Here is a 21,911-nt window from a genome sequence, read left to right on the forward strand (position 1 = left end):
GAATGACCGAGCTTTCCCGGCGCACGCTGATCGCAACCGGGCTCGCCGCGAGCGCGCTTCCAGCCGCGCCGGCGCTGGCCCGCACCTCGGCGCGGACCGCTGCGCCCAAGCCGTTCGGCGCGCTGCCCAGCCCGCGCCAGGTGCGCTGGCATGCGCGCGAGCAATATGCCTTCGTCCATTTCTCGATCAACACCTTCACCGACAAGGAATGGGGCTATGGCGACGAGGATCCCAAGCTGTTCGATCCGTCGGACTTCGATGCCGACCAGATCGTCTCCGCCGCCAAGGCGGGCGGGCTGCGCGGGCTGATCCTCACCGCCAAGCATCATGACGGCTTCTGCCTGTGGCCGACGATGCTGACCGAACATTGCATCCGCAACACGCCCTACAAGAACGGCAAGGGCGATATCGTCCACGAGATGGCCGAGGCGTGCCGGCGCGCGAACCTGCCGTTCGGGCTCTATCTCTCGCCCTGGGACCGCAATCACGCCGACTATGGCCGGCCCGCTTATGTCGACTATTACCGTGCGCAGCTGACCGAACTGTGCACGCGCTACGGCCGGCTGTTCGAAGTGTGGTTCGACGGCGCCAATGGCGGCGACGGCTATTATGGCGGCGCGCGCGAGGCGCGGAAGATCGATGCGCCGCGCTATTACAACTGGCCCTCGATCGTCGCGCTGGTCCACAAGCTCCAGCCGGACGCCTGCACCTTCGATCCGCTGGGCGCCGATATCCGCTGGGTGGGCAATGAGGACGGCGTTGCCGGCGATCCGTGCTGGCCGACGATGCCGGATCATCCCTATGTCCAGAGCGAAGGCAATTCTGGCGTGCGCGGCGGCGCTTTGTGGTGGCCGGCGGAGACCGACGTCTCGATCCGGCCGGGCTGGTTCTATCACGCCGACGAGGATTCGAAGGTGAAGAGCCCCGAGCGGCTGGTGCGGCTCTATGACGAGTCGGTGGGGCGGGGGACCAACCTCAACCTCAATCTGCCGCCCGATCGCCGCGGCCGCATCCCCGATCAGGACGTCAAGATCCTCAAGTCGTTCGGCGACGCGATCCGCGCGACTTTCGCGCGCGATCTCGCCAAGGGCGCAGTCGCCCATGCCAGCGCCAGCCGCGGCGCCGGTTTCGAGCCTGCGCGCGTGCTCGATGGCAATCCCGAAAGCTATTGGTCGACTCCAGATGCGGCGACCACGCCGGTGCTGACGCTCGATCTCAAGCCCGGCACGCGGTTCGATGTGATCCGCCTGCGCGAATATCTGCCGCTGGGGGTGCGCGTGACGCGCTTCGCGGTCGATGCCGAGATCGGCGGCGCCTGGCAGACGCTGGCCGAGCATGCATGCATCTCGGCGCAGCGGGTGATCCGCCTGCCGGCGCCGATCGCGCCGCGGCGGGTTCGGCTGCGCATCCTCGAGGCGCCGGCGTGCCCGGCGATCAGCGAATTCGCCCTGTTCCGCGCAGTGGCGCCGGTGCCGGTCGCGGCGATCGTCTCGAGCGATCCCTCGGTGCTCGACGTCACCCAGTGGAAGGTGGTCGCCGCGAGTGCGCCGGGGGCAGAGAAGCTGCTCGACAACGATGCCGGCACGGTATGGGCGCTGCCTGCCCCGAAGCGCGGGGCTCCGGCCAGCGTCACGATCGACCTCGGCGCGCCGGTGCGACTCGCCGGCTTCAGCCTCACGCCCTCGCGCCACGTGATGTCCAACGCCGCCCCGCCCAAGGGCTATGCGGTCGAGACCAGCACCGATGGCAGCCACTGGACGCAGGCCGAAGCGGGCGAGTTCAGCAACATCGCCTATGCGCTCTCCACCCAGCGCATCGCCTTCGCCGACGCGCGCGAGGCGCGCTATCTGCGTCTGCGCTTCGACGAGACGGCGGTTGCCGCGGCGCGGCTGGCGATCGCCGGCATCGGCGGATTTATCGCCACGCGCTAGCCGCACGCGCGCTGCAGTTCCAACACGCTGGCGACCTGCAGCTTGCGGTGCGGAGTGCTTCGCGCTGCGCTGGCGGGACGCCCACAGGGCGCTGCGGTCCCTGATTGGTCCTATGTCTCAGGCAGATTTCATAAAACCAATTTCGTTTTTGGTATTGAAATGATATTTCACCTGTGAGAATTCTATTGCTGGAATGTGGCAAAACGGCTGCAGCCAGAACGGACGGCTCCCCGGAAGGGAGTCGAACGGGGAGATGACAGGGTGGAAACTTCGCGACGTGGCGCATTGGCGCTGGGCCTGGGCGGGATCGCAGTTGCGGCGCCTGCGGTGGCGCGCGCCAAGCCGGCGGCGCGGGCGCTGTTCGTCTCCACCTGGGATTTTGGTGCTGCCGCCAATGACGCGGCCTATGCCCGCTGGAAGGCGCGCGGCACGCTGATCGACGCGCTCGAAGTCGGCGCGCAGGTCCCCGAATCGGATCCGACCAACCATTCGGTCGGCTATGGCGGCTATCCGGACCGCGACGGCCATGTGACGCTCGACGCAATCATCATGGACGATGCCGGCAATGTCGGCGCGGTCGGCGCGCTCGAAGACATCCTGCACCCGATCTCGGTGGCGCGGCGCGTCATGGAGAAGACCCCGCACACGCTGCTGGTGGGCGAGGGCGCACGCCAGTTCGCGCTGTCGCAGGGGTTCCAGCGGGTCAAGCTGCTGACGCCCGAGGCCGAGGCGGCGTGGCGCGAATGGCTCAAGACCGCGAAATACCAGCCGATCGCCAATAGCGAGAACCAGCGCGGATCGGCGCTCGACCACGATACGATCGGCATGCTCGCCTGTGGCCCCGATGGCCGGCTCGCGGGCGCCTGCACGACCTCGGGGATGGCGTTCAAGCTGCGCGGCCGCATCGGCGATTCGCCGCAGGCCGGCTCCGGGCTGTTCGTCGAAAAGGGCGTCGGCGGCGCGACGGCGACCGGCGTGGGCGAGGAAGTCACCCGGATCGCAGGCACCGCGCGCGTCGTCGCGTCGATGCGTGCCGGAATGACGCCATTTGCGGCATGCCGCGAAGCCGTGTTGCACATCGCGCGCCTGCGCGGCGATGCAATCAAGGATGTGCAAGTCGGCTTCCTGGCAATCAACACGCGCGGCGAAGTGGGCGCCTATGCCCTCCAGCCAGGTTTCACCTTTGCAGTCACCGATCTGCAGGGGCGTACGGAAGTTCGGGCAGCGGAAAGCCTAAAAGGGCCACGCCGAACGAAATGAGCATCAGGGACTCAATAAGGGAAAAGCCGATGAAGAAGTTGAATAGTTTGTTGCTGGCGTCGACCTGCGCGATGGGGCTGTTCTCGGTCCCTGCAATGGCACAGGACCAGACCGCCGCGGACCAGGCCGAGCAGAGTGCCGATTCCGCGCCCGAAGATACCGCGATCGTTGTCACTGGCTCGCGCATCACCCGCCCCAACGCTGCTGCAGCGTCGCCGATCACCTCGGTCACCGCCGAATTGATCCGCGCCCAGGCCGCGGTGAACATCGAGGAAGTGCTCAACCGCATTCCGTCGATCGCGCCGGACAGCCAGCAGAACTACCAGGATTCGGACGGCCGCCAGCGCATCAAGCTGCGTAACCTCGGCTTCGAGCGCACGCTCGTCCTGGTCGACGGCAAGCGCCTCGGCACGATGAACGGCCTCGACGCCAACATGATCCCGACCGCGCTGATCTCGCGCGTCGACGTGCTGACCGGCGGCGCCTCGGCCGTCTACGGTTCGGACGCAGTCGCCGGCGTCGTCAACTTTATCATGGATAACAATTTCGAAGGTATCCAGGCGAACGCGAACTACAATTTCTACGCGCATGAGAACAAGGCTGGCCTCGTCTCGCAGGTCGCCAGCCAATATGGCTTCGCCCAGCCGCGCCACGGCTTCGTCACCGATGGCGGCCGCGTCGACCTGTCGCTGACCGCCGGCAAGAAGCTGTTCGACGATCGCCTGCACGTTTCGGCCTATGTCAATTATCGCAAGTCGGACCTCGTGCCCTATAGCGCGCGCGAGACCTCGGGCTGCCAGCTCGTGGAGGGCGCGAAGGATGGCCCGCTCAGCTGCAGCATCTCGAGCTACACGCAGAACGGCTACGTCTCGCCGCAGTCGGGCCCGAATGCCGGCAACGCCTATGTCAACAACCCCAACGGCACGCGCACCTTCGTGCCCTATTCGACCGCGGTCGCAGCGAATCCGTATGATGGCTATTCGTTCCAGCGCGCCGACGAGCGTTGGAATGCCGGCGGCTTCGCGTCGTTCAAGATCTCCGACGCTGCCGAAGTCTATGCCAATGCGATGTGGTTCCGCGACAAGTCGGTGAACCTCTATCCGGCACGCGTCTACAGCTCGACCGCCTATTCGGACGGCGCCTATCAAATTCGCTGCAACAATCCGTTCATGTCGGCTGCGCAGTCGGCAACGATCTGCGGCGCGAATGCCGGCACTGCGACGCAGGTGCCGATCGAGCTGCGCTATCGCATGACCGGCGTGCCCGATCTCGAAGACCGCTACCTCAACCAGGGCGTCCGCATCACTGGCGGCGTCCGCGGCGAATTCGCCGAGGGTTGGAACTATGATGTCGGCGGCGTCTATGCGCGCAACCAGATGCAGATGAGCTGGGCCGGCCCGACCTATGACAAGGTCAACAACGCGCTCAACGTCGTCAACAACAACGGCGTGATCAGCTGCGTCAACGACGTGGCCAATGGCTGCGTGCCCTTCGATCCGTTCAGCGCGGCTTCGTCGGTCAACAACACCGCACTATATAACTATCTGATCGACGGCACCTACGGCACCTCGACCACGACCAACACGCTCTACAACGGCATCGTCACCATTCAGGGCGATCTCGGCACCTACGGCATCCAGAGCCCGTTCGCGGATGAAGGCGTGGCGATCGCGTTCGGCGCCGAATATCGCGAAGACCAGCTCAAGAGCCATGCCGACGCGATCTGGCGCGAGACGGTCAGCGACGATGCCGACCGCTACCTCGCCCAGAACGTCTGGGAAGGTAACGTCGAGCTTCAGGTGCCGATCGTGCAGCACAAGGCGTTCGCCGAACTGGTGCAGTTCAACGGCGCGTACCGCCTGTCGAAGTACAGCAGCAATCCGGACACCTTCTCGACCTGGAAGGCCGAGGCGATCTGGTCGCCGATCAAGGACATCACCTTCCGCGGCTCGATCAACCGCGCCCAGCGCGCACCGACCGTCGTCGAGCAGTTCCAGGGCAGCAACGTCAGCTACGGCCGCATCGATATTGCGTTCAACGACATCTGCGCACCAACTTCCGCGAGCGTAACGATCAATCCGGTAACCGGGCAGCCCGTCACCATCCCTGGAGCCCCGGCCGCGTCGCTTGAGGCATGCCGAGCAACCGGGTTGGCCGACAATCTTTATGGTAGCGCGACGCTCCTATGCCCGGCGGAAGGCTGCACCTATCGTGCAGGTGGATTTACTGTCGATCCGGAGACGGCCTACACTAAGACCTTTGGCGTCGTTCTGAAGCCACGCTTCCTGCCGGGGTTGGTCGTTTCGGCGGATCGCTTCCTGATCGATCTCAACCAGTCGATCGGCTACAATAACTATCAGTATTTTGCTCAGGGCTGCGCCGAGACCGCTGACCCGTTCTATTGCAGCATGTTCGTACGCAACGCTGACGGCACGCTCTTCAGCAGCCCGACGACCAACCCGACGACGGGCTATATCCGCCAGGGCACGACCAACTACTATAAGAGCAAGTCGCACGGCTGGGATTTCCAGGCGCAGTACGCACTTGGCCTGGGCGCTGCGGGTGGCCTCGACCTCGACTTCTCGGGCTCGCTGACCACCCTGGCCGGCGCGCAGGACGCGCCGTTCTTCGCCCAGCGCAACTGCGCGGGCTATTATGGCGGCGCTGGCTGCGGCCAGTTCATCGCCAAGTGGACGCACAACCTGCGCGCCACCTACACCACGGCTGACAACTTCTTCAGCCTCTCGGCGAATTGGCGTCACCTTGGCCCGCTGACCCGCACGTCGAATTCGGGCGAGGAAAGCCTCGGCGCGTCTGCCGATACGGTCCGTACGACCTTCTACCGCATCGACGCCTATGACTACTTCGATCTGGCCGCGAGCTTCCGCGTCCAGAAGGGGTTCTCGTTCCGCATCTCTGCGAACAACATCCTCGACAAGACCCCGCCGATCATGCCGAATTCGTACGATATCGGCCTGTCGCGCGCGAACACGATCTCGGCCCGCTACAACTCGCTCGGCCGTCAGATCGCCGTCGGGGCGACGCTCAACTTCTAAAACCTGTCCGCACCCCATGCGGCAATTCCTGGCCCGCCTTCTTCGGAAGGTGGGCCTTTTTTGCGCCAGGATTACTCGACGGGAACGCCGCGCGACGCAGTGATCACGTCCACTGCAATGCGCTGGAAATCGAGATCGGGATAGGCAGCCTTTACCGGTCCTTCCAGAGTGACGAGGACCGCGATCATCCAGATGAAATCCGCGGTTCCGACGATGCCGTGGCTTCGCATCACATCGAACAATTGCACGACGAAGCTAACGGCGCTGAACTGCCCGGCCTTGAGGCCGGAGGAGCGGCGGACAACATCCGCAATTTCGCGACGGAATTGCGCCCTGTCGATGCCGGGCGGGATGGTTGTCGCCTTGGCCAGCAAGGTATCGGCGGCGCGTTTGCCCCGGTTCAGGGCGATGCACAGGAAGAAGTCGGCAAGGTCTTCGCGTTCGTCTTCCGTGATTTCCTTCACGATCCCCAAATCGAGAAAGAGCGCGTTTCCTCTGGCATCGAAAAAGACGTTCCCAGGATGCACGTCGCAGTGGAAGAGGCCGTGGACGAAGATCATCTCGTACACGCAGCGGACGAGATTTTGGTACGCACCGATCCCGAAGCGAGGCGTGACTGAGTCGATTTCGAAGCGCTCCTCCTCGAACGCCATGAACAGCATGTCCTCGCTGGAGAGGGCGGGGATCACCCGCGCGATGCGGCAGTTCGATCGGGCGAATTTATCGCCGAAACGGGCGATATAGGCGGCTTCCAGAGAGAAATCGGATTGACGTTCGATCGTCTCGGAAAACGATCGGGCCATTGCGGGCAGGGGAAGGTGCGCAAGGGCGGGGAACCGCCGCAGCAAGTTGGCCGCGTGTCCCAGGAGCGCGAAGTCCCGGGCAAGCGTTCGTATGATTCCGGGCCGACGCAGCTTCAGCGCGAGCGGAAAATCCAGACCGGCGGCGGTTATCTTGTAAACGAACGCGATCGACCCGCTGGCGATCGGCTGGATGCTGAGGTGTTGTACATCCACGCCACGAAATTGGAGGTGGTCGGCAATTCGACGATGGACGTTGGGGGGCTCCCTGCCGCCGACTTGCTGGGTCACGGTGGCGAGAATTGCGGCAGCATCCTCCGACACGACATCGCGTCGCGTCGACAGAATCTGGAGAATCTTCGCCCACGCGCCGCCTGCGCGCCGAGCGAAGAGGACCAGTTCTTCGGCGGCGATCACTTTGGAAGGTTTGCGATATGCTTGGCGCGCGTTTGCCGCGTTACGCGCGGCAAAGGCAAGGAGCCCCGTGACCGTCCAGAAGATCAGGGCGCAGCCTCTTCGCGCCGTGCCCAGCGCGTTGCCGAGGGCACGGAACGAGGAGGCGAAGACCTGACTAGCGTTGCTCGCGATTGGCATCGAGCTTCGTCAGCCCGAAATCCTTTCGCCCATAGGTGCCGATCCGTTCCGAATCGACGAGCTCGGCCTGGGCCTTGGCGCATTTCGCGATGGTCGGCCCGTCAAAGGTGAGCGGGACCAGCGCAGAGAATTGCCCGCGGCTCGACGCGGTGATGACGACTTCGTCCTCGTAGAAGAAGGGCTGCGCCCGAAAGCCGGCGACCGCCTGCTCGGTGGGCGCCCGGCGCGTCCAGCGGCCGCCCGAGCTTCCGATGTTCATCGGAAAACCGGGCACCTTCTGGCTGCCGCTGTCGATGAAGATCGACGGCCCGCCGCCCAGCGGGCGCAATTCGAACATCGGCCAGAACTCGGTCTTGCTTTCGAAGGTGCCGCCGCCTTCGTCGTGCGGCGTATATACGGTTTCTCCCGTCGAATCCCTGGTGGGCGAAAGCGTCACATAGAGATCGTACCATCCGGCGATCGCGCTATCGCCTTCGATCCGGACGGGCGCGGCGCTGACGTTTGCGAAGGCGACGATCCGCGTCCGGACGGGCTTGCCCGGCGTGGCATCGTCGAGGCGCTCCATGATCGTGTCCGCATTGCCGACCGGTGGGATCAACGGCGCGCCGATCAAGGTAACGAATTCGCTGAATAGATTCGCACCTTTTCCTAAAAGATCGGGAGTAAGCTCTACATATTGCTCAGATCTTATAGTTGCGAGATAATCCTGACCCCGCTCGATAACAGCTTCCTTCATGACAAAATCTCCGTCTGAACGCGATTTGACATGAGATTTGTCTTATTTCATATCCCGATGATCGACTTATCCCAGATTGCCAATCTCACGCTGATGCCGAAGTCCAGCTAAGCGCTACCCATGGTCCTCGGCCAACGGCAGCAGGATCAGCGTGATCCGGTCGTGCCCGACGGCGATGTCGAGCGTCTCCCCGGCCGCCACGTCGATCACTTCGGGAAAGCTGTGCAGCACCTGGAGCCAGCCGCCATCGGCATAGTGATCGGGGTGATTGTCGAACGACACGCCTTCCCACAGATCGATGTGCATCCACTGGACGATGCCGATGGCGGGCCCGCTCGCGGTAACCGGAATGCGCAGCCGGGAGAGCACGGCGTCGTGCTTCTTTTGCTGCAGGTCGAGGCGTACTAGTTCCACATCGTCCGACAGCCGCTTCCAGCCAGTCATCGTGCCGTGGATCGGCAAGCGTTGCGGCGCGAAGGCGGTGAAGGCGGAAAGGTCAAAGCCCGAAACCTGACCGACAAATGTGTAGTCGGCTAAGTTCTCGCTCGTCACCAGGCATCCCATCGCGCTTGCCGCGCGCGGTATCACCACGGCGTTCGCCGCTAGCAGGCGGCGATGGGCGTCCTCGAATGTGTCGAGCACTTTCTCGGTCAGCAGATCGCTCGAGAGGATTTCGGATATGAGGACTTCGGCCGGAGCATCGAGCTCCGCGCCGATCGCGAGCTCGGTCGAAGGCTTGGCGTGGACGATGATGCGATCGGCATACCCGTTCTGGGCGACGATCTGCTGCGCCATCTCTGCGATCATCGGCTCCATCTCGCATGCCACCACTTTCTGTGCCCCGGCTCGCGCCGCCATTAACGACAGCAGGCCGCTGCCGGCGCCGATATCGAGCACAAGCGCCTGGGGACCTGCGAGGCCGACCGCAGCCTTGATCGCTGCCTCGAACGCATCGTTGCGCGGCGCGTCGTTCATCATCGGGATGTGCCAGAAGGGCACCGACCGCGAGCCGAGCCGTCGTACTTGGTGGCGCAGGTGGAGGTTGTCGGGCTGCAGGGCGAGCGCGCGGCGAAAATGCCGGATCGCCTCGAGGCTTCGTCCTGCATCGGCCAGGACCACCGCGAAATTGCCGATCGCGATCGGATTGTCAGGATCAATGGCGCAGGCACTTTGGAGCGCGGCGATCGCTTCGGGCGTGCGGCCGAGCCAGTGCAGCGTCAGCCCCTTTTCATGCAGCGCCACGGCATGATCGGGCTCAATCGCGAGAAGCGCATCCCAGGCGGCGAGCGCGTCCTCGGCACGCGAGAGGTGCCCGAGCAGGCCCGCGAGCAACGGCAGGACTTCGGTGGTGCGGTAGCCGCGCGCCAACACTTGCCGATAGCCCGCTTCCGCGGCCTCGAGATCGCCCTGTTCGTGCAGCGCCATCGCTTCGGCGAGCGCTGCGCGTGCCTCGATAATGCGGTCACGGGAAGCCTGGTCGGTCACGTTATTGTCCTTACGATATCGATGTCGAGGCGCGTTTTGCTCGATATGCCAGTCGCGGGCGACCGCGATAGCCTCCCTGTCACTTGCCGCTGTGGAACGCACCCGCCGTCACGCTTCCCGCCAGGCATGATCTTTGTGAACTCCAGTCGAAGAATGTCCCGAGCAACTCGGCAAAAGCGCCGCCGGCCGGCAATGCCGCGCGTGCTGCCAAGCCATCCTTGTAGATCGCTCGCACCTGCAGCATAGTTTGCTCCGCACTCGGAGGGCTCTATTTGCGCATTGCGATCATCGACGAAAGCGGATTGCGGGCAACCATTCTCGAGGAAGGGCTGCGCGAAGCTGGATTCGACGATATTGAGGTGGTGCTGGCGCAAGGCGCGTTTGTCGCGCGGCTAGAACGAATGGCGCCGGACGTGGTGCTGATCAATCTCGGCAACCCGAGCCGAGATTCGCTTGAGGAGATGCTTGCCATCAGCCGCGCGCTGGCGCGGCCGATTGCGATGTTCGTCGACCAATCGGATGATGACATGATCGGCGCGGCGATCGACGCCGGAATTTCGGCCTATGTCGTCGATGGGCTGCGCAAGGAGCGGGTGAAGCCGATCCTCGATCTGGCGATCCGGCGCTTTCATGCCTTTTCCAAGCTGCAAGCCGATCTGGATGATGCCCGCAGCGAACTGGCCGAGCGCAAGACGATCGACCGCGCCAAGGCGATCCTGATGCAAAGCCGCAAGCTGGGCGAGGCCGAAGCCTATGCCCTGCTGCGGACCACCGCAATGAACCAGGGCCGCAAGATCGCCGAGGTTGCCGACGCGCTGATCACCGCCGCCGGACTGCTGGGAGGCAAGGAATGACGCCGCTTTCGATTGCCTTCCTGCCGCTGACCGATAGCGCCCCCATCGTGGTCGCCGCAGAGCTGGGCTTTGCCGAGGCCGAGGGGCTGGCGCTCACCCTGGTGCGCGACACGAGCTGGGCGACGGTGCGCGACAGGCTCGTTTACGGCCAGGTCCAGGCCGCGCACCTGCTGGCACCGCTGGCAGTGGCAGTAACGCTCGGCCTGAGCCAGACGCCGTGCGCGATCGCCGCCCCGTTCAAGCTCAACGACAATGGCAATGCGTTGACGCTGTCGGCAGAATTCGCGGCGGCGCTGGACCCGGATCCGCGCAATCGGGTCGACGACCCCGAAGCCACCGCGCACGATTTCGCGGCGGCGATCGGGTTGCACCATCGCAAGCCGATCATCGGCATCGTCCATCGCTTCTCCAGCCATGCGCTGATGCTGCGCTACTGGCTCGGCTATGCCGGGGTGAACCCCGACCGCGACGTGACGCTGCGCGTGCTGCCGCCATCGCTGATGACCGAGGCGCTGCGCGCCGGCGAGATCGACGGCTTCATCGCCGGCGAACCGTGGAGCAGCGTCGCGGTTAACGAGGGGCTGGGCGAGATCGCCGCCGCTGGCGCGACGATCTGGAAACGCGGCGTCGAGAAGGTCCTGGCGACGCGTGCGGACTGGGCGCAGGCCAATCCCGACGCGCTCGATCGACTGGTGCGTGCGCTCGCCAAGGCCGCTTCCTGGTGCGACGATCCCGCCAATCGCGATGCGCTGGCGACATTGCTGGCACGGGCTGAATTCGTCGGCCGGCCCGCGCCGCTAATCGCCCAGGCGCTTGCCGGCCGAATGCCGCTGCAAAAGGGTTCGGAGCCCGTCGAAATCCCCGATTTCATGGTGTTTAACCGCGGCGCAGCAAACTTCCCTTGGCGAAGTCAGGCACTGTGGATCTACTCACAGTTCGTCCGCTGGGGGATGGTCGCGGCAAGCCCCGACTCGGAGCGCGCGGCAGCTGGCGTGTTCCGTTCCGACTTGTATCGCAGGGCACTCGCCGGCGCCGGAACGCCGATGCCGGGGGCGAGCATGAAGGTCGAGGGGGCGCTGAGCGAGCCGCTCCGTGCGGGTAGCCATAGCGGCAGCTTAACCCTTGCACCGGACCGGTTTTTTGATGGCAAGACCTTTGATCCCGAGGCGATTTCGGTTTATCTCAAGAGCCTCGAAACCCCGATTTCTCGCTAAACAATTTTGCACTTGCGAAGCGACCGCGATCCGCGCAGCCTATAAGCGTCGCCCAGGGGACGGGTGGCGTCAGCGAGATGTTTTGCCGATGAAGGCAGGGCATTTCATCAGACGACAGCAAAGCCGCTGTCCGATCACCGCTTCCAGGCGGCGGGTCGGAGGCGGCTTTTTCGTGCCTGCGCGGCACCGGGGAGAGCGACCATGAAGATTGCGGAAGTGATGCGGGAGGGCTTTGCTTATGCCGGCGGCGGCGCGGACGTCGATCCGAGGCCGGCTCGGGCGATGAACTCAACGTTCTGGAGCAGCGGACATTCGCCGACGTTGCTCGCGGCATTTCTCTATTTCGATCTGGCTTTCATGGTCTGGGTCCTGCTCGGGCCGCTCGCGCCCGAAATCGCCAAGGATCTGCAGCTGATCCCGGCACAGAAAGGGCTGATGGTCGCCACCCCAACTCTTGCGGGCGCCGTCCTTCGGCTCGTGGTCGGCCTTCTCGTCGACCGCATAGGACCGAAGCGCACCGGAGCGATCACCCAGATCATCGTCATCGCAGGGCTGTTCTCTGCTTGGGCACTCGGCGTCCATAGCTTCACCGGCACGCTTGTGCTCGGCTGCATCCTCGGTTTTGCCGGCGCCAGCTTCGCAGTGGCGCTGCCGCTCGCCAGCCGGTGGTATCCGCCGCAGCATCAGGGCAAGGCGATGGGGCTTGCCGGGATGGGCAATTCGGGCACCGTGCTCGCCGCATTTTTTGCCCCGGTGCTCGCCAAGATGTTTGGCTGGAACGCGGTGCTGGGGCTCGCCTGCATCCCGCTCGCGATCGTGTTCGTCGTTTATATGCTGATCGCCAGGGACGCGCCAAACGCGCCGGCGCCAAAGCGGCTGGTCGAATATATCCACTTGCTCAAGACCGCCGATGCCTGGTGGCTGATGGGCTTCTATTCGGTCACCTTCGGCGGGTTCGTCGGGCTTGCGGCCTCGCTGCCGATCTACTTCACCGATCGCTTCGGGCTGTCTCCGGTCGCGGCGGGCTATTGCACCGCGGCGTGCGTGTTCGCCGGCTCGCTGGTGCGGCCGCTGGGGGGGCGCTGGCGGACCGGATCGGCGGCGTGAAGGCATTGTCGATCGTCTATGTTGTCGCTGCCCTGGCGCTCGCTGCTGTCAGCGTCGTCACGACGGTGGGCGCGGCGCTTGCCGCGTTCGTGATTGCGATGCTGGCGCTCGGGACCGGCAACGGCTCGGTGTTCCAGCTCGTCCCGCAGCGCTTCCAGGCGGAGATCGGCGTAATGACCGGGCTGGTCGGCATGGCCGGAGGCATCGGCGGCTTCTATCTTGCTTCGTCGCTGGGCTTTGCCAAGCAACTCACCGGCAGCTTCAGCGCGGGGTTCCTGATCTTCGCCGGGCTGGCCGTGGTCGCGCTCGCCGGCCTGAGCTTCGTCAAGGGGCACTGGCGGAAAAACTGGAACGCGGCGGGCACCGTCCGTATCTGATGTTGGGGTGTTCCCGCGGGCACGGCCCGCGGGAAACGGACGGGGGCGAAATGATGGAACGCATTCTATGTACCGGGCTGGCGCTGCTGAGCGTGACGCCGGCAGCCGCGCAGGAAATCCGGGTCAAGCCGCTGGCCGAAGTGCGGCTGCGCGGTGAACATACCGAGCAAGACGGGCTGGCGCAGGGCTCAGAGGCCGTCACTGCGCGCGTGCGCGCGGGGGTTTCGGCAATCCGCGGCAGGATCGGCGCGCTGGTCGAAGCGGAGGGCACCGTGGCGATCGGCGACCATTATTATGACGGGCTCCACGGCGCGGCAACTCGGCCCCTGATCGCCGATCCCGAGACGATCGGCCTCTACCGCGCGCAGTTTCAATATCGCGACAAGCAGTTGGTGCTGACCGCCGGCCGGCAGCGAATCATGCTCGACGACGAGCGGTTCGTGGGAGGCTCGGCCTTTCGCCAGAACGGACAGGCGTTCGACGCGGTGCGCGCCGAATGGACTCCGAGTCCAAAGCTCAAGGCCGACATCACCTATGCCTGGAGCGTGCGGACGGTCTGGGGAGTCGATGGCCAGGGCGCGCGTCCGACGGCGATCTCCGGCGACAATGTTTTCGCCAACTTGGCATATGCCACGTCGATCGGCACGCTCACCGGCTTCGCCTATTTGATCGACCAGGACGAAGCGGCAGTGCAGGGTTTTCGACTGTCGAGCCAAAGCTATGGCGTGCGCTTCGCCGGCACCCGGCCGCTCGCGCCGCATGTGAAGCTCAGTTACGCCGCAAGCTTCGCGCGCCAGAGCGCATATCGGCGCAACCCCAATGACTATGCGGCGCGCTATTATCAGGCCGATGCCGCGCTCGACATCGCTCGCGTCCGCATCGGCGCGACCTATGAGGTGCTCGGCGCCTCGAACGGCGTCGCGTTGACCTCGTTTCAGATGCCGGTGGGCACCAGCTTCCGCTTCCAGGGCTGGGCGAGCAAGTTCGCACCCAATCCGCCAGACGGCGTCCGCGATCTGTTCGGTACGCTGGGCTACAATCAGCCGGCGGCCGGGCGGTTCAAGGCGCTGACCCTGCTGGCGCAATATCACCGCTTCGAGAGCGATCGGCTGAGTCGTCATTATGGCAATGAGATCGACTTGCTGGCGAGCGCCAAGCTGGGACGCTACACGCTTGCGGCGCGCTATGCCGACTATGGCGCGGATCGCTTCGCGACCGACACACGAAAGGCATGGTTGCAGCTCGATTGGGCATGGTAACGTGTTGCGGCGCAAAAAGAGCTTGAATCGCACGTCGCCAGACCGCATCATCCGACTCAGCGGGCAGTGCCGCCCGCGCAAGACATAGCCGCGGCTTCCAGGGACGGGAGACGGCGGTGCATCGGGCGGTTCCACCGTCCAGGGTGATTGGCAAAGCCGCCATGCGGGCGCCTTCTTCGGAAGGTGTCCCGCATGGCGGCTTTTTTGCGTTTCGGAGCAGGCGAGATGGAGCTTTCGGGGAACGACTGGAGTGGCGAAGCGGGTGGATGGCCAGAGGGCCCGCCGCGGCGGGAAAATCCGCCAGAACATCTGGTGGTGATCGGCAACGGCATGGCTGGGTGCCGCGCGGTCGAGGAATTGCTGGAACGCGATCCCGCGCGGTACCGCATCACCATCTTCGGCGCCGAACCCCATGTGAACTATAATCGGATCATGCTCTCGCCGGTGCTGGCGGGCGAGAAGGCGTTCGAGGACATCATCCTCAACGGCCAGGACTGGTATCGCGACAATGCGATCGAACTGATCAAGAGCGATCCGGTGATTTCGATCGATCGGCGGGCGAAGCGGATCCTGTCCGCTTCGGGCCGCTCGGTCGACTATGACCGGCTGCTGATCGCCACCGGCTCGGATCCGTTCATCATTCCGGTGCCCGGCCACAAGCTCGACGGCGTGATCAGCTTCCGCGACATGGCCGATGTCGATCGTATGCTCGCCGCCGCGGATGCGGGCGGTGACGCCGTGGTGATCGGTGGCGGGCTGCTCGGGCTCGAGGCCGCGCACGGCCTGACGCTGCGCGGCATGAAGGTCACCGTGCTCCACATCATGCCGACATTGATGGAGCGCCAGCTGGACGAGGCCGCCGGCTGGCTTCTCAAGACCGCGCTCGAAGCGCGCGGCCAGACGATCCTGACCGGCGCCGACACCGCCGAGATCGTCGGCGACACGCACGTCAAGGGCGTGCGGCTCAAGGATGGCACGCTGATCCCGGCGAGCCTGGTGGTGATGGCGGTCGGCATTCGCCCCAACGTAAAGCTCGCCCGCGATTCCGGGCTGGCGGTCGGGCGCGGAATCCAGGTGGACGATCATATGGTCACCTCGGACCCTGCGGTGCTCGCAGTCGGCGAATGCGTCGAGCATGACGGCAATGTTTATGGCCTGGTCGCACCACTGTTCGACATGTGCCGCGCGCTCGCCGACGGGCTGGTGGAAAAGCCGAGCGGCTATCGCGGATCGGTTACCTCGACCAAGCTCAAGGTTGCGGGCCTCGACGTGTTCTCGGCGGGCGATTTCTCGGGTGGCGATGGCGCCGAGGACATCGTCCTGCGCGACGCTGCGCGGGGGGTCTACAAGCGGGTCGTGGTCAAGGACGACCGCATCGTCGGCGCCGTGCTCTATGGCGACACCGCCGATGGCGGCTGGTATTTCGATCTGCTCAAGCGGCAGGAAGATATTTCCCAACTCCGCGATCTGCTGATCTTCGGCCAGGCCTTCGCCTCGGGAGGGGGCAGGCGGACCCTAAGGCGGCCGTTGCGGCGCTCCCGGACACCGCCGAGGTCTGTGGCTGCAACGGCGTTTCCAAGGGGCAGGTGGTATCGTGCATCGTCAGGGGCCACAAGTCGCTCGATGCAGTGCGCGCCGGCTGCAAGGCATCGGCGTCGTGCGGCTCGTGCACCGGATTGGTGGAGACGCTGCTGGCGCTGACGCTCGGCGACGATGTCGAGGCAGCGGCCAGGACGATGTGCAAATGCACCAGCTTCGGCCATGATGATGTCCGCCGCGAGATCGTCGCCCAAAGCATGCGCTCGATCCCCGAGGTGATGCAGCGTCTTCACTGGTCCAGCCCCGACGGTTGCTCGTCCTGCCGCCCTGCGCTCAATTATTACCTGCTGTGTGCGTTGCCCGGCGACTATGTCGATGACCAGCAGAGCCGCTTCGTCAACGAACGGATGCACGCCAACATTCAGAAGGACGGCACTTATTCGGTGGTGCCGCGGATGTGGGGCGGAATCACCAGTCCGCGCGAGCTGCGCGCGATCGCCGATGTCGTGGAGAAGTTCAACGCGCCGATGGTCAAGGTCACCGGCGGCCAGCGGCTCGACATCTTCGGGATCAAGAAAGAGGATCTGCCTGCGGTCTGGGCCGATCTCAACGCTGCCGGCATGGTCTCGGGCCATGCTTACGGCAAGTCGCTGCGCACGGTGAAGACCTGTGTCGGCTCCGAATGGTGCCGCTTCGGCACGCAGGATTCGACTGGGCTCGGCGTCAAGATCGAGCGGATGACCTGGGGCAGCTGGATGCCGCACAAGTTCAAGATCGCGGTCTCCGGCTGCCCGCGCAATTGCGCCGAGGCAACGATCAAGGATTTCGGCGTGGTCTGCGTCGACAGCGGCTACGAGCTGTCGGTCGGCGGCAATGGCGGGATCAAGGTCCGCGCAACCGATTTCCTGTGCAAGGTCGCGACCGAGGCCGAGGCGATGCACTATTGCGCCGCCTTCGTGCAGCTTTACCGCGAGGAAGCGCGGTACCTCGAGCGGACCGCACCGTGGATCGAGCGGGTCGGCGTCGAGTATATCCGCGAGCGGATCGCCGAGGATGAAGGGGGCCGCGACGCGTTGGCCGCGCGGTTCCGCTTCTCGCAAAGCTTTAGCCAAGAAGACCCCTGGGCCGAGCGCGTCGCCGACGATGCGCGCCAGCACGCGCATCTCGCCGAATTCCGACCCGAAGGAGCCTTTGCATGACCCCGGATTGGCTCGACATCGGCTGGCTCGACCAGATCCCGGTCCGCGGTTCGCGCACCGTGCCGGTCGTTGGAGGCGAGGAGATCGCGGTGTTCCGCACCGGCGACAATCAGGTGTTCGCCTTGGCCAATCGGTGCCCGCACAAGGGCGGGCCGCTGAGCCAGGGCATCGTGCACGGGCATAGTGTGGCGTGCCCGCTGCACAATTGGAACATCGCGCTGGCGACAGGGAGTGCGCAGGGGGAAGACAAGGGCTGTACCCCGGTGGTGCCGGTGAAAGTGGTCAGCGGGCGGGTGCTAATTTGCCGGGCTAGTGCGCTACGGGTGGCGGCGTGAGCAACGCCACGTCTTCTCCCTCTCTCCGCTTGCGGGGAGAGGGCCGGGGAGAGGGGCCTGTCGGTAGCGTATCGCGCATGCCCCTCTCCCGGCCTCGCTACGCTCGGCTACCCTCTCCCTTTGAGGCGAGCGGGAAATGATCCGCACCACCTGCGCATATTGCGGGGTTGGGTGCGGGATCGCGGCGACCGTCACCGGCGCGCGCACGGTCGAGATCAAGGGCGACCCCGAGCATCCCGCCAACCATGGCAAGCTCTGCTCCAAGGGCACCCATCTCGGGGAAACCACCAGCCTCGAAGGTCGCCTGCTGCACCCCGTGATCAACGGCAAGCGTGCCAGCTGGGACAAGGCGCTCGACCTCGTGGCCAAACGCTTCCGCGACACGATCGCCGAGCATGGGCCGAACAGCGTAGCTTTCTATGTCTCGGGCCAGCTCCTGACCGAAGACTATTACGTCGCCAACAAGCTGATGAAGGGGTTCATCGGCTCGGCCAATATCGACACCAATTCGCGACTTTGCATGTCGAGCGCGGTGGCAGGGCATATGCGCGCGTTCGGCGAGGATGTCGTTCCGGCCAGCTATGACGATCTCGACGCCGCCGATCTGATCGTGCTGGTCGGGTCCAACACGGCCTGGTGCCACCCGGTGGCCTATCAAAGAATCCTCGCCGCCCGCGCCGCGCGCGGCACCAGGATCGTCGTGATTGATCCGCGCCGTACCGAAACCTGTGAAGACGCCGACCTGCACCTGGCGATCCGGCCGGGCAGTGATGTGGCGCTGTTCAACGGCCTGCTCGCGCATTGTCGCGATGCCGGCATCGTAGATTCTGCTTACCTGTCCCGAAACGTCGACGTCCCAGACGGCTTTTGGGAGCAGGTTGGAGAGGGGGGCGACCTGTGGTCGGTGGCGCGGAGCTGCGATGTTCCGCCCGCCGACCTCAGGCGCTTCTACGAATTGTTCGCGGGTCATCCGCGCACGGTCACTCTGTTCAGCCAGGGTATCAACCAGTCGCTGCGCGGCACCGATCAGGTCAACGCGATCACCAACCTCCATCTCGCCACCGGCCGGATCGGCAAGCCCGGCGCGGCGCCCTTCTCGATCACCGGCCAGCCCAATGCGATGGGCGGGCGTGAAGTCGGAGGGCTCGCGACGACGCTTGCGGCGCACATGGACTTCGCGCCGGACAATGTCGCCCGCGTGGCGCGCTTCTGGGGCGCTACGAATGTCGCGGCAAAGCCGGGCCTGAAGGCCGTAGATCTGTTCCGCAGCATCGGCGAAGGCCGGATCAAGGCCTTGTGGGTAATGGCGACCAATCCCGCCGTCTCGATGCCGGACGCGGGGGCAGTTCGCCAGGCGCTGGGCAAGTGCCCGTTCGTCGTCGTCTCCGACTGCGTTGCCGACACGGACACCAGCCGCTTGGCGCATGTGAAGCTGCCCGCGGCCGGCTGGGGCGAGAAGGACGGAACCGTTACCAACTCGGAGCGGGTGATCAGCCGTCAGCGTCGCCTGTTCGGCCTGCCCGGAGAGGCCAGATCCGACTGGTGGATCATCAAGGAAGTCGGCCGCCGCATGAAGTGGGTCGGCGAATTCGCCTATAGCAGACCCGCCGATATCTATCGCGAACATGCCCGCCTCTCGACGTATCAGAACAATGGCGCGCGCCTGTTCGACATTGGCGGGCACGCGGCGATTTCGAACGCCGACTATGACGAAATGGCGCCTTGGCGCTGGGGCGGCGCTGCCTTTGCCGACGGCCATTTCCCCACGGCCACCGGGCGGGCGCGGCTGGTGCCCGTGACGCAAATGCCGCTGCCGGCACCTCTCGCCAACTGGCCGCTTACCGTCAACACCGGACGCTATCGCGACCAGTGGCACACGATGACCCGCACCGGCCTCTCGCCGAAGCTGGGCAGCCATCGCCGCGAGCCAATGGTCGAGATCCATCCCGCAGACGCCGCGACGCTGGGTATTGCGGAGGGGGATCTGGCGCGGGTATCGACGCCGCAGGGGGGCAGCATCTTCCGCGCGGCGCTCAACGACGGTCAACGCCGTGGCGAAGTCTTCGTGCCGATCCACTGGACCGATCGCCAGTCGAGCGGCGGCCGCACCGGCCTGTTGCCGCGATCGTTGGCGGATCCCCATTCGGGTCAGCCCGGCTTCAAGTCGACCCCGGCGATGCTCGAACGGATCGCGGTCGAATGGCGCGGCTTCCTGATCGCGCGCGATGAGCCCAGTGCGATCGATGCGCTTTGGGCCACCCGGGTCCGGGTAGCGCAAGGCTGGCTTGTCGAGCTCGCCGGCGACGGCGACGTCACGCGGCTGATCCGCGCGCTGCTTCCCAAGGGCGAGCGCATCGAAAGCATCGACACCGCGCGCGGCCAGGCGCGGCACGCGGTCATCGACGATGGGCGCCTGGTCGCTGCGCTCTATTTTTCGCGGACCGGCAGCCTGCCGTCGCGCGACTGGCTGATCGCCCAACTCTCAGACGGGGCAACGCCGATGCCGGTCGAATTGCTGGCGGGCCGATCAGCGACTCCAACGCCCGATCGCGGTCCGATCGTCTGTGTCTGTTTCGATGTGGGGATGAAGACGATCCTCGCCGCGATCACCGAACAAAAGCTCGCGAGCGTCGAAGCGGTCGGCTGCGCGCTCGCAGCGGGCACCAATTGCGGCTCGTGCCGCCCCGCCATCCAGCGGCTTATTGGACAGTCAAAGGAGGCCGTGAATGGCTGAAGTAATAGCGCCGGGCGAAGTCTGGCTGGTCGGCGCCGGGCCTGGCGACCCCGATCTGCTGACTCGCAAGGCCGAGCGGCTGTTGGGCGAGGCCAGCATCGTCTTCTATGACGCGCTGGTCGGTCCCGGTGTGCTGGATCTGATCCCGTCGCACGCCCGCCGCGTCGCCGTTGGCAAACGCTCCGGGCGGCATTCCCAAGATCAGGCCAGCATCAACGCCCTGCTCATCTCGGCAGCGCGTGCCGGCGAGCGCGTGGTGCGCCTGAAGGGCGGCGACCCATGCATTTTCGCGCGCGCGATGGAAGAAGTCGCGGCGTTGGCCGCGGCGGGGTTCGCGACGCGCATTTGCCCCGGCGTCACTGCCGGCAGTGCCGCTGCCGCTTCCGCGGCCATATCGCTGTCGCTGCGCGGGCTTGCCCGGCGCGTTCAGTTCGTCACTGCGCATGCTCAGGCGGATGCGCCGCTGGAGATGGATTGGGCTGCGCTGGTCGGCCCGGGCTGCACGACCGTCTTTTATATGGGCCGCGCAGCAGCAGGCGAGATCAGCCGGGAGTTGATCGGGGCCGGTCTCGATCCCAAGACCCCAGTGCTGCTTGCCTGTGACGTGAGCCTTGCCGACGAGCAATTGGTGCAAACCCGCCTGGACCTGTTGCCGCTCGCCGCCCAATCGACGGCGCCGGGAAAGCCGATGGTAATTGTGGTCGGCGAAGCGGTGGCCAGCCGTCGCCACGCGCCGATCGCCGCTCTGCTTGAGGGCGAAGCGCAGGGTGCTTGTTAAGGCGATACCGCGGCTGGGATACCGGCGCCGGAGCGGGTTGTTCCATGTTGCAGGAGCCTGGGCCTTCGCCGTACGATCGGCGTCCCGTTCGTACCACCGGGCAGTCAAGTAAGACCCAATTTTGCTGGATCTTCTTAGGCATCAGTCACTTCCGCTGGAAGCGGCGAGCCGAAATGAACACGTGGCGAAGCTGTTTCGCTTTCCGTCGTCGGAGACGCGCCTTCTAGCGGAGCTTGATCGGGCAGGGCGGGAGCCGGTGGTCCGCCTTTGCGCATGATGCGCCGCGCGGCTTCGAACGCGTAGGCAAACCTCGGACCGCGCTTTGTTGGAGGCCGATCTTTGAACAGGAGGTCGGGACGGCAAGACCCCGCCGATTAGTGGTTCGCGATCGGCGGGCGCGGACCAGGTCCGTGACGTCACCATCGCTCACCTCCATCCTCCCGCATTAAAGGTGTCGCGATGACCCGCTGAACCCGCCGGGCGTCAGCCGCCATTCGGGCGGCGTGCGTTCCTGGCAGTTAAGCGCGCCAATTTCGGACAACGGCGACCTTCGCAGACGCCTGAAACCAGTCGTTGCGCGATGCCGATCAATCGGACTCCATTTCAGACATCCCATGCCGCCTCCCCGATGCGGCCTCGCGCGGTAGCCATCT

13 protein-coding genes and 2 pseudogenes are annotated in these 21,911 nt (G+C 65.1%); 11 read left to right on the forward strand and 4 right to left on the reverse strand.

Annotation, left to right across the window (positions count from 1 at the left end):
- The first annotated feature begins 2 nt into the window (after positions 1–2).
- The 3 genes from AB2M62_RS05115 to AB2M62_RS05125 all read left to right on the forward strand — a co-directional run bounded on the left by AB2M62_RS05115 (position 3) and on the right by AB2M62_RS05125 (position 6,247).
- Positions 3–1,931 (forward strand): alpha-L-fucosidase, encoded by a 1,929-nt coding sequence (locus tag AB2M62_RS05115; protein WP_404338289.1) that lies wholly within the window; start codon positions 3–5, stop codon positions 1,929–1,931.
- Positions 1,932–2,192: 261 nt separating this feature from the next.
- Positions 2,193–3,191 carry a N(4)-(beta-N-acetylglucosaminyl)-L-asparaginase gene (locus AB2M62_RS05120; protein ID WP_404338290.1) on the forward strand — a complete coding sequence of 333 codons (999 nt, stop codon included), beginning with the start codon at positions 2,193–2,195 and terminating at the stop codon, positions 3,189–3,191.
- 29 nt (positions 3,192–3,220) lie between these two features.
- The gene (locus AB2M62_RS05125; protein ID WP_404338291.1) at positions 3,221–6,247 is read left to right on the forward strand and encodes a TonB-dependent receptor domain-containing protein; all 3,027 of its coding nucleotides are present in this window, start codon (positions 3,221–3,223) and stop codon (positions 6,245–6,247) included.
- A gap of 71 nt (positions 6,248–6,318) precedes the next feature.
- On the opposite strand, the gene AB2M62_RS05130 is transcribed toward AB2M62_RS05125, so the two are convergent.
- The 4 genes from AB2M62_RS05130 to AB2M62_RS05145 form a co-directional block, all read right to left on the reverse strand.
- Positions 6,319–7,641, reverse strand: a complete 1,323-nt coding sequence (locus AB2M62_RS05130) for an ABC1 kinase family protein (RefSeq protein ID WP_404338292.1) — start codon at positions 7,639–7,641, stop codon at positions 6,319–6,321.
- Complete coding sequence (locus AB2M62_RS05135) at positions 7,619–8,377, reverse strand: hypothetical protein (protein ID WP_404338293.1); 759 nt, start codon at positions 8,375–8,377, stop codon at positions 7,619–7,621. Before AB2M62_RS05135 ends, AB2M62_RS05130 begins: the two co-directional genes overlap by 23 nt.
- A 114-nt stretch (positions 8,378–8,491) precedes the next feature.
- On the reverse strand, positions 8,492–9,862 hold the full coding sequence (locus AB2M62_RS05140; RefSeq protein WP_404338294.1) for a 50S ribosomal protein L11 methyltransferase: 1,371 nt from the start codon (positions 9,860–9,862) through the stop codon (positions 8,492–8,494).
- 79 nt (positions 9,863–9,941) lie between these two features.
- On the reverse strand, positions 9,942–10,106 hold the full coding sequence (locus AB2M62_RS05145; protein ID WP_404338295.1) for a hypothetical protein: 165 nt from the start codon (positions 10,104–10,106) through the stop codon (positions 9,942–9,944).
- Positions 10,107–10,134: 28 nt separating this feature from the next.
- Between AB2M62_RS05145 and AB2M62_RS05150 the strand changes: the two genes are divergently transcribed.
- The 8 genes and pseudogenes from AB2M62_RS05150 to cobA all read left to right on the forward strand — a co-directional run bounded on the left by AB2M62_RS05150 (position 10,135) and on the right by cobA (position 21,258).
- Positions 10,135–10,716: an ANTAR domain-containing response regulator gene (locus AB2M62_RS05150; RefSeq protein ID WP_404338296.1), complete on the forward strand. Its 582-nt coding sequence runs from the start codon at positions 10,135–10,137 to the stop codon at positions 10,714–10,716.
- Entirely contained in the window at positions 10,713–11,930 is a 1,218-nt protein-coding gene (locus AB2M62_RS05155) for a CmpA/NrtA family ABC transporter substrate-binding protein (RefSeq protein WP_404338297.1), read from the forward strand. Before AB2M62_RS05150 ends, AB2M62_RS05155 begins: the two co-directional genes overlap by 4 nt.
- A 282-nt stretch (positions 11,931–12,212) precedes the next feature.
- A pseudogene (locus tag AB2M62_RS05160) lies at positions 12,213–13,414 on the forward strand (nitrate/nitrite transporter).
- 53 nt (positions 13,415–13,467) lie between these two features.
- The gene (locus tag AB2M62_RS05165) at positions 13,468–14,673 is read left to right on the forward strand and encodes a hypothetical protein (protein ID WP_404339817.1); all 1,206 of its coding nucleotides are present in this window, start codon (positions 13,468–13,470) and stop codon (positions 14,671–14,673) included.
- A gap of 330 nt (positions 14,674–15,003) precedes the next feature.
- A pseudogene (gene nirB / locus AB2M62_RS05170) lies at positions 15,004–17,411 on the forward strand (nitrite reductase large subunit NirB).
- Positions 17,408–17,746, forward strand: a complete 339-nt coding sequence (gene nirD, locus AB2M62_RS05175) for a nitrite reductase small subunit NirD (protein WP_404338298.1) — start codon at positions 17,408–17,410, stop codon at positions 17,744–17,746. Before nirB ends, nirD begins: the two are co-directional and overlap by 4 nt.
- A gap of 136 nt (positions 17,747–17,882) precedes the next feature.
- On the forward strand, positions 17,883–20,480 hold the full coding sequence (locus tag AB2M62_RS05180; RefSeq protein ID WP_404338299.1) for a molybdopterin-dependent oxidoreductase: 2,598 nt from the start codon (positions 17,883–17,885) through the stop codon (positions 20,478–20,480).
- Positions 20,473–21,258 (forward strand): uroporphyrinogen-III C-methyltransferase, encoded by a 786-nt coding sequence (gene cobA, locus AB2M62_RS05185; RefSeq protein WP_404338300.1) that lies wholly within the window; start codon positions 20,473–20,475, stop codon positions 21,256–21,258. Before AB2M62_RS05180 ends, cobA begins: the two co-directional genes overlap by 8 nt.
- The last annotated feature ends 653 nt before the right edge of the window (positions 21,259–21,911 follow it).

Source organism: Sphingomonas sp. MMS12-HWE2-04 (genome assembly GCF_044881185.1).
Lineage (GTDB): Bacteria > Pseudomonadota > Alphaproteobacteria > Sphingomonadales > Sphingomonadaceae > Sphingomonas.

Coding starts and splice junctions, on each gene's coding strand:
- AB2M62_RS05155 (WP_404338297.1), top strand. CDS start 10,713: ATGACGCCGCTTTCGATTGCCTTCCTGCCGCTGACCGATAGCGCCCCC.
- AB2M62_RS05180 (WP_404338299.1), top strand. CDS start 17,883: ATGATCCGCACCACCTGCGCATATTGCGGGGTTGGGTGCGGGATCGCG.
- AB2M62_RS05130 (WP_404338292.1), bottom strand. CDS start 7,641: ATGCCAATCGCGAGCAACGCTAGTCAGGTCTTCGCCTCCTCGTTCCGT.
- AB2M62_RS05135 (WP_404338293.1), bottom strand. CDS start 8,377: ATGAAGGAAGCTGTTATCGAGCGGGGTCAGGATTATCTCGCAACTATA.
- AB2M62_RS05145 (WP_404338295.1), bottom strand. CDS start 10,106: ATGCTGCAGGTGCGAGCGATCTACAAGGATGGCTTGGCAGCACGCGCG.
- AB2M62_RS05165 (WP_404339817.1), top strand. CDS start 13,468: ATGGAACGCATTCTATGTACCGGGCTGGCGCTGCTGAGCGTGACGCCG.
- cobA (WP_404338300.1), top strand. CDS start 20,473: ATGGCTGAAGTAATAGCGCCGGGCGAAGTCTGGCTGGTCGGCGCCGGG.
- AB2M62_RS05125 (WP_404338291.1), top strand. CDS start 3,221: ATGAAGAAGTTGAATAGTTTGTTGCTGGCGTCGACCTGCGCGATGGGG.
- AB2M62_RS05115 (WP_404338289.1), top strand. CDS start 3: ATGACCGAGCTTTCCCGGCGCACGCTGATCGCAACCGGGCTCGCCGCG.
- nirD (WP_404338298.1), top strand. CDS start 17,408: ATGACCCCGGATTGGCTCGACATCGGCTGGCTCGACCAGATCCCGGTC.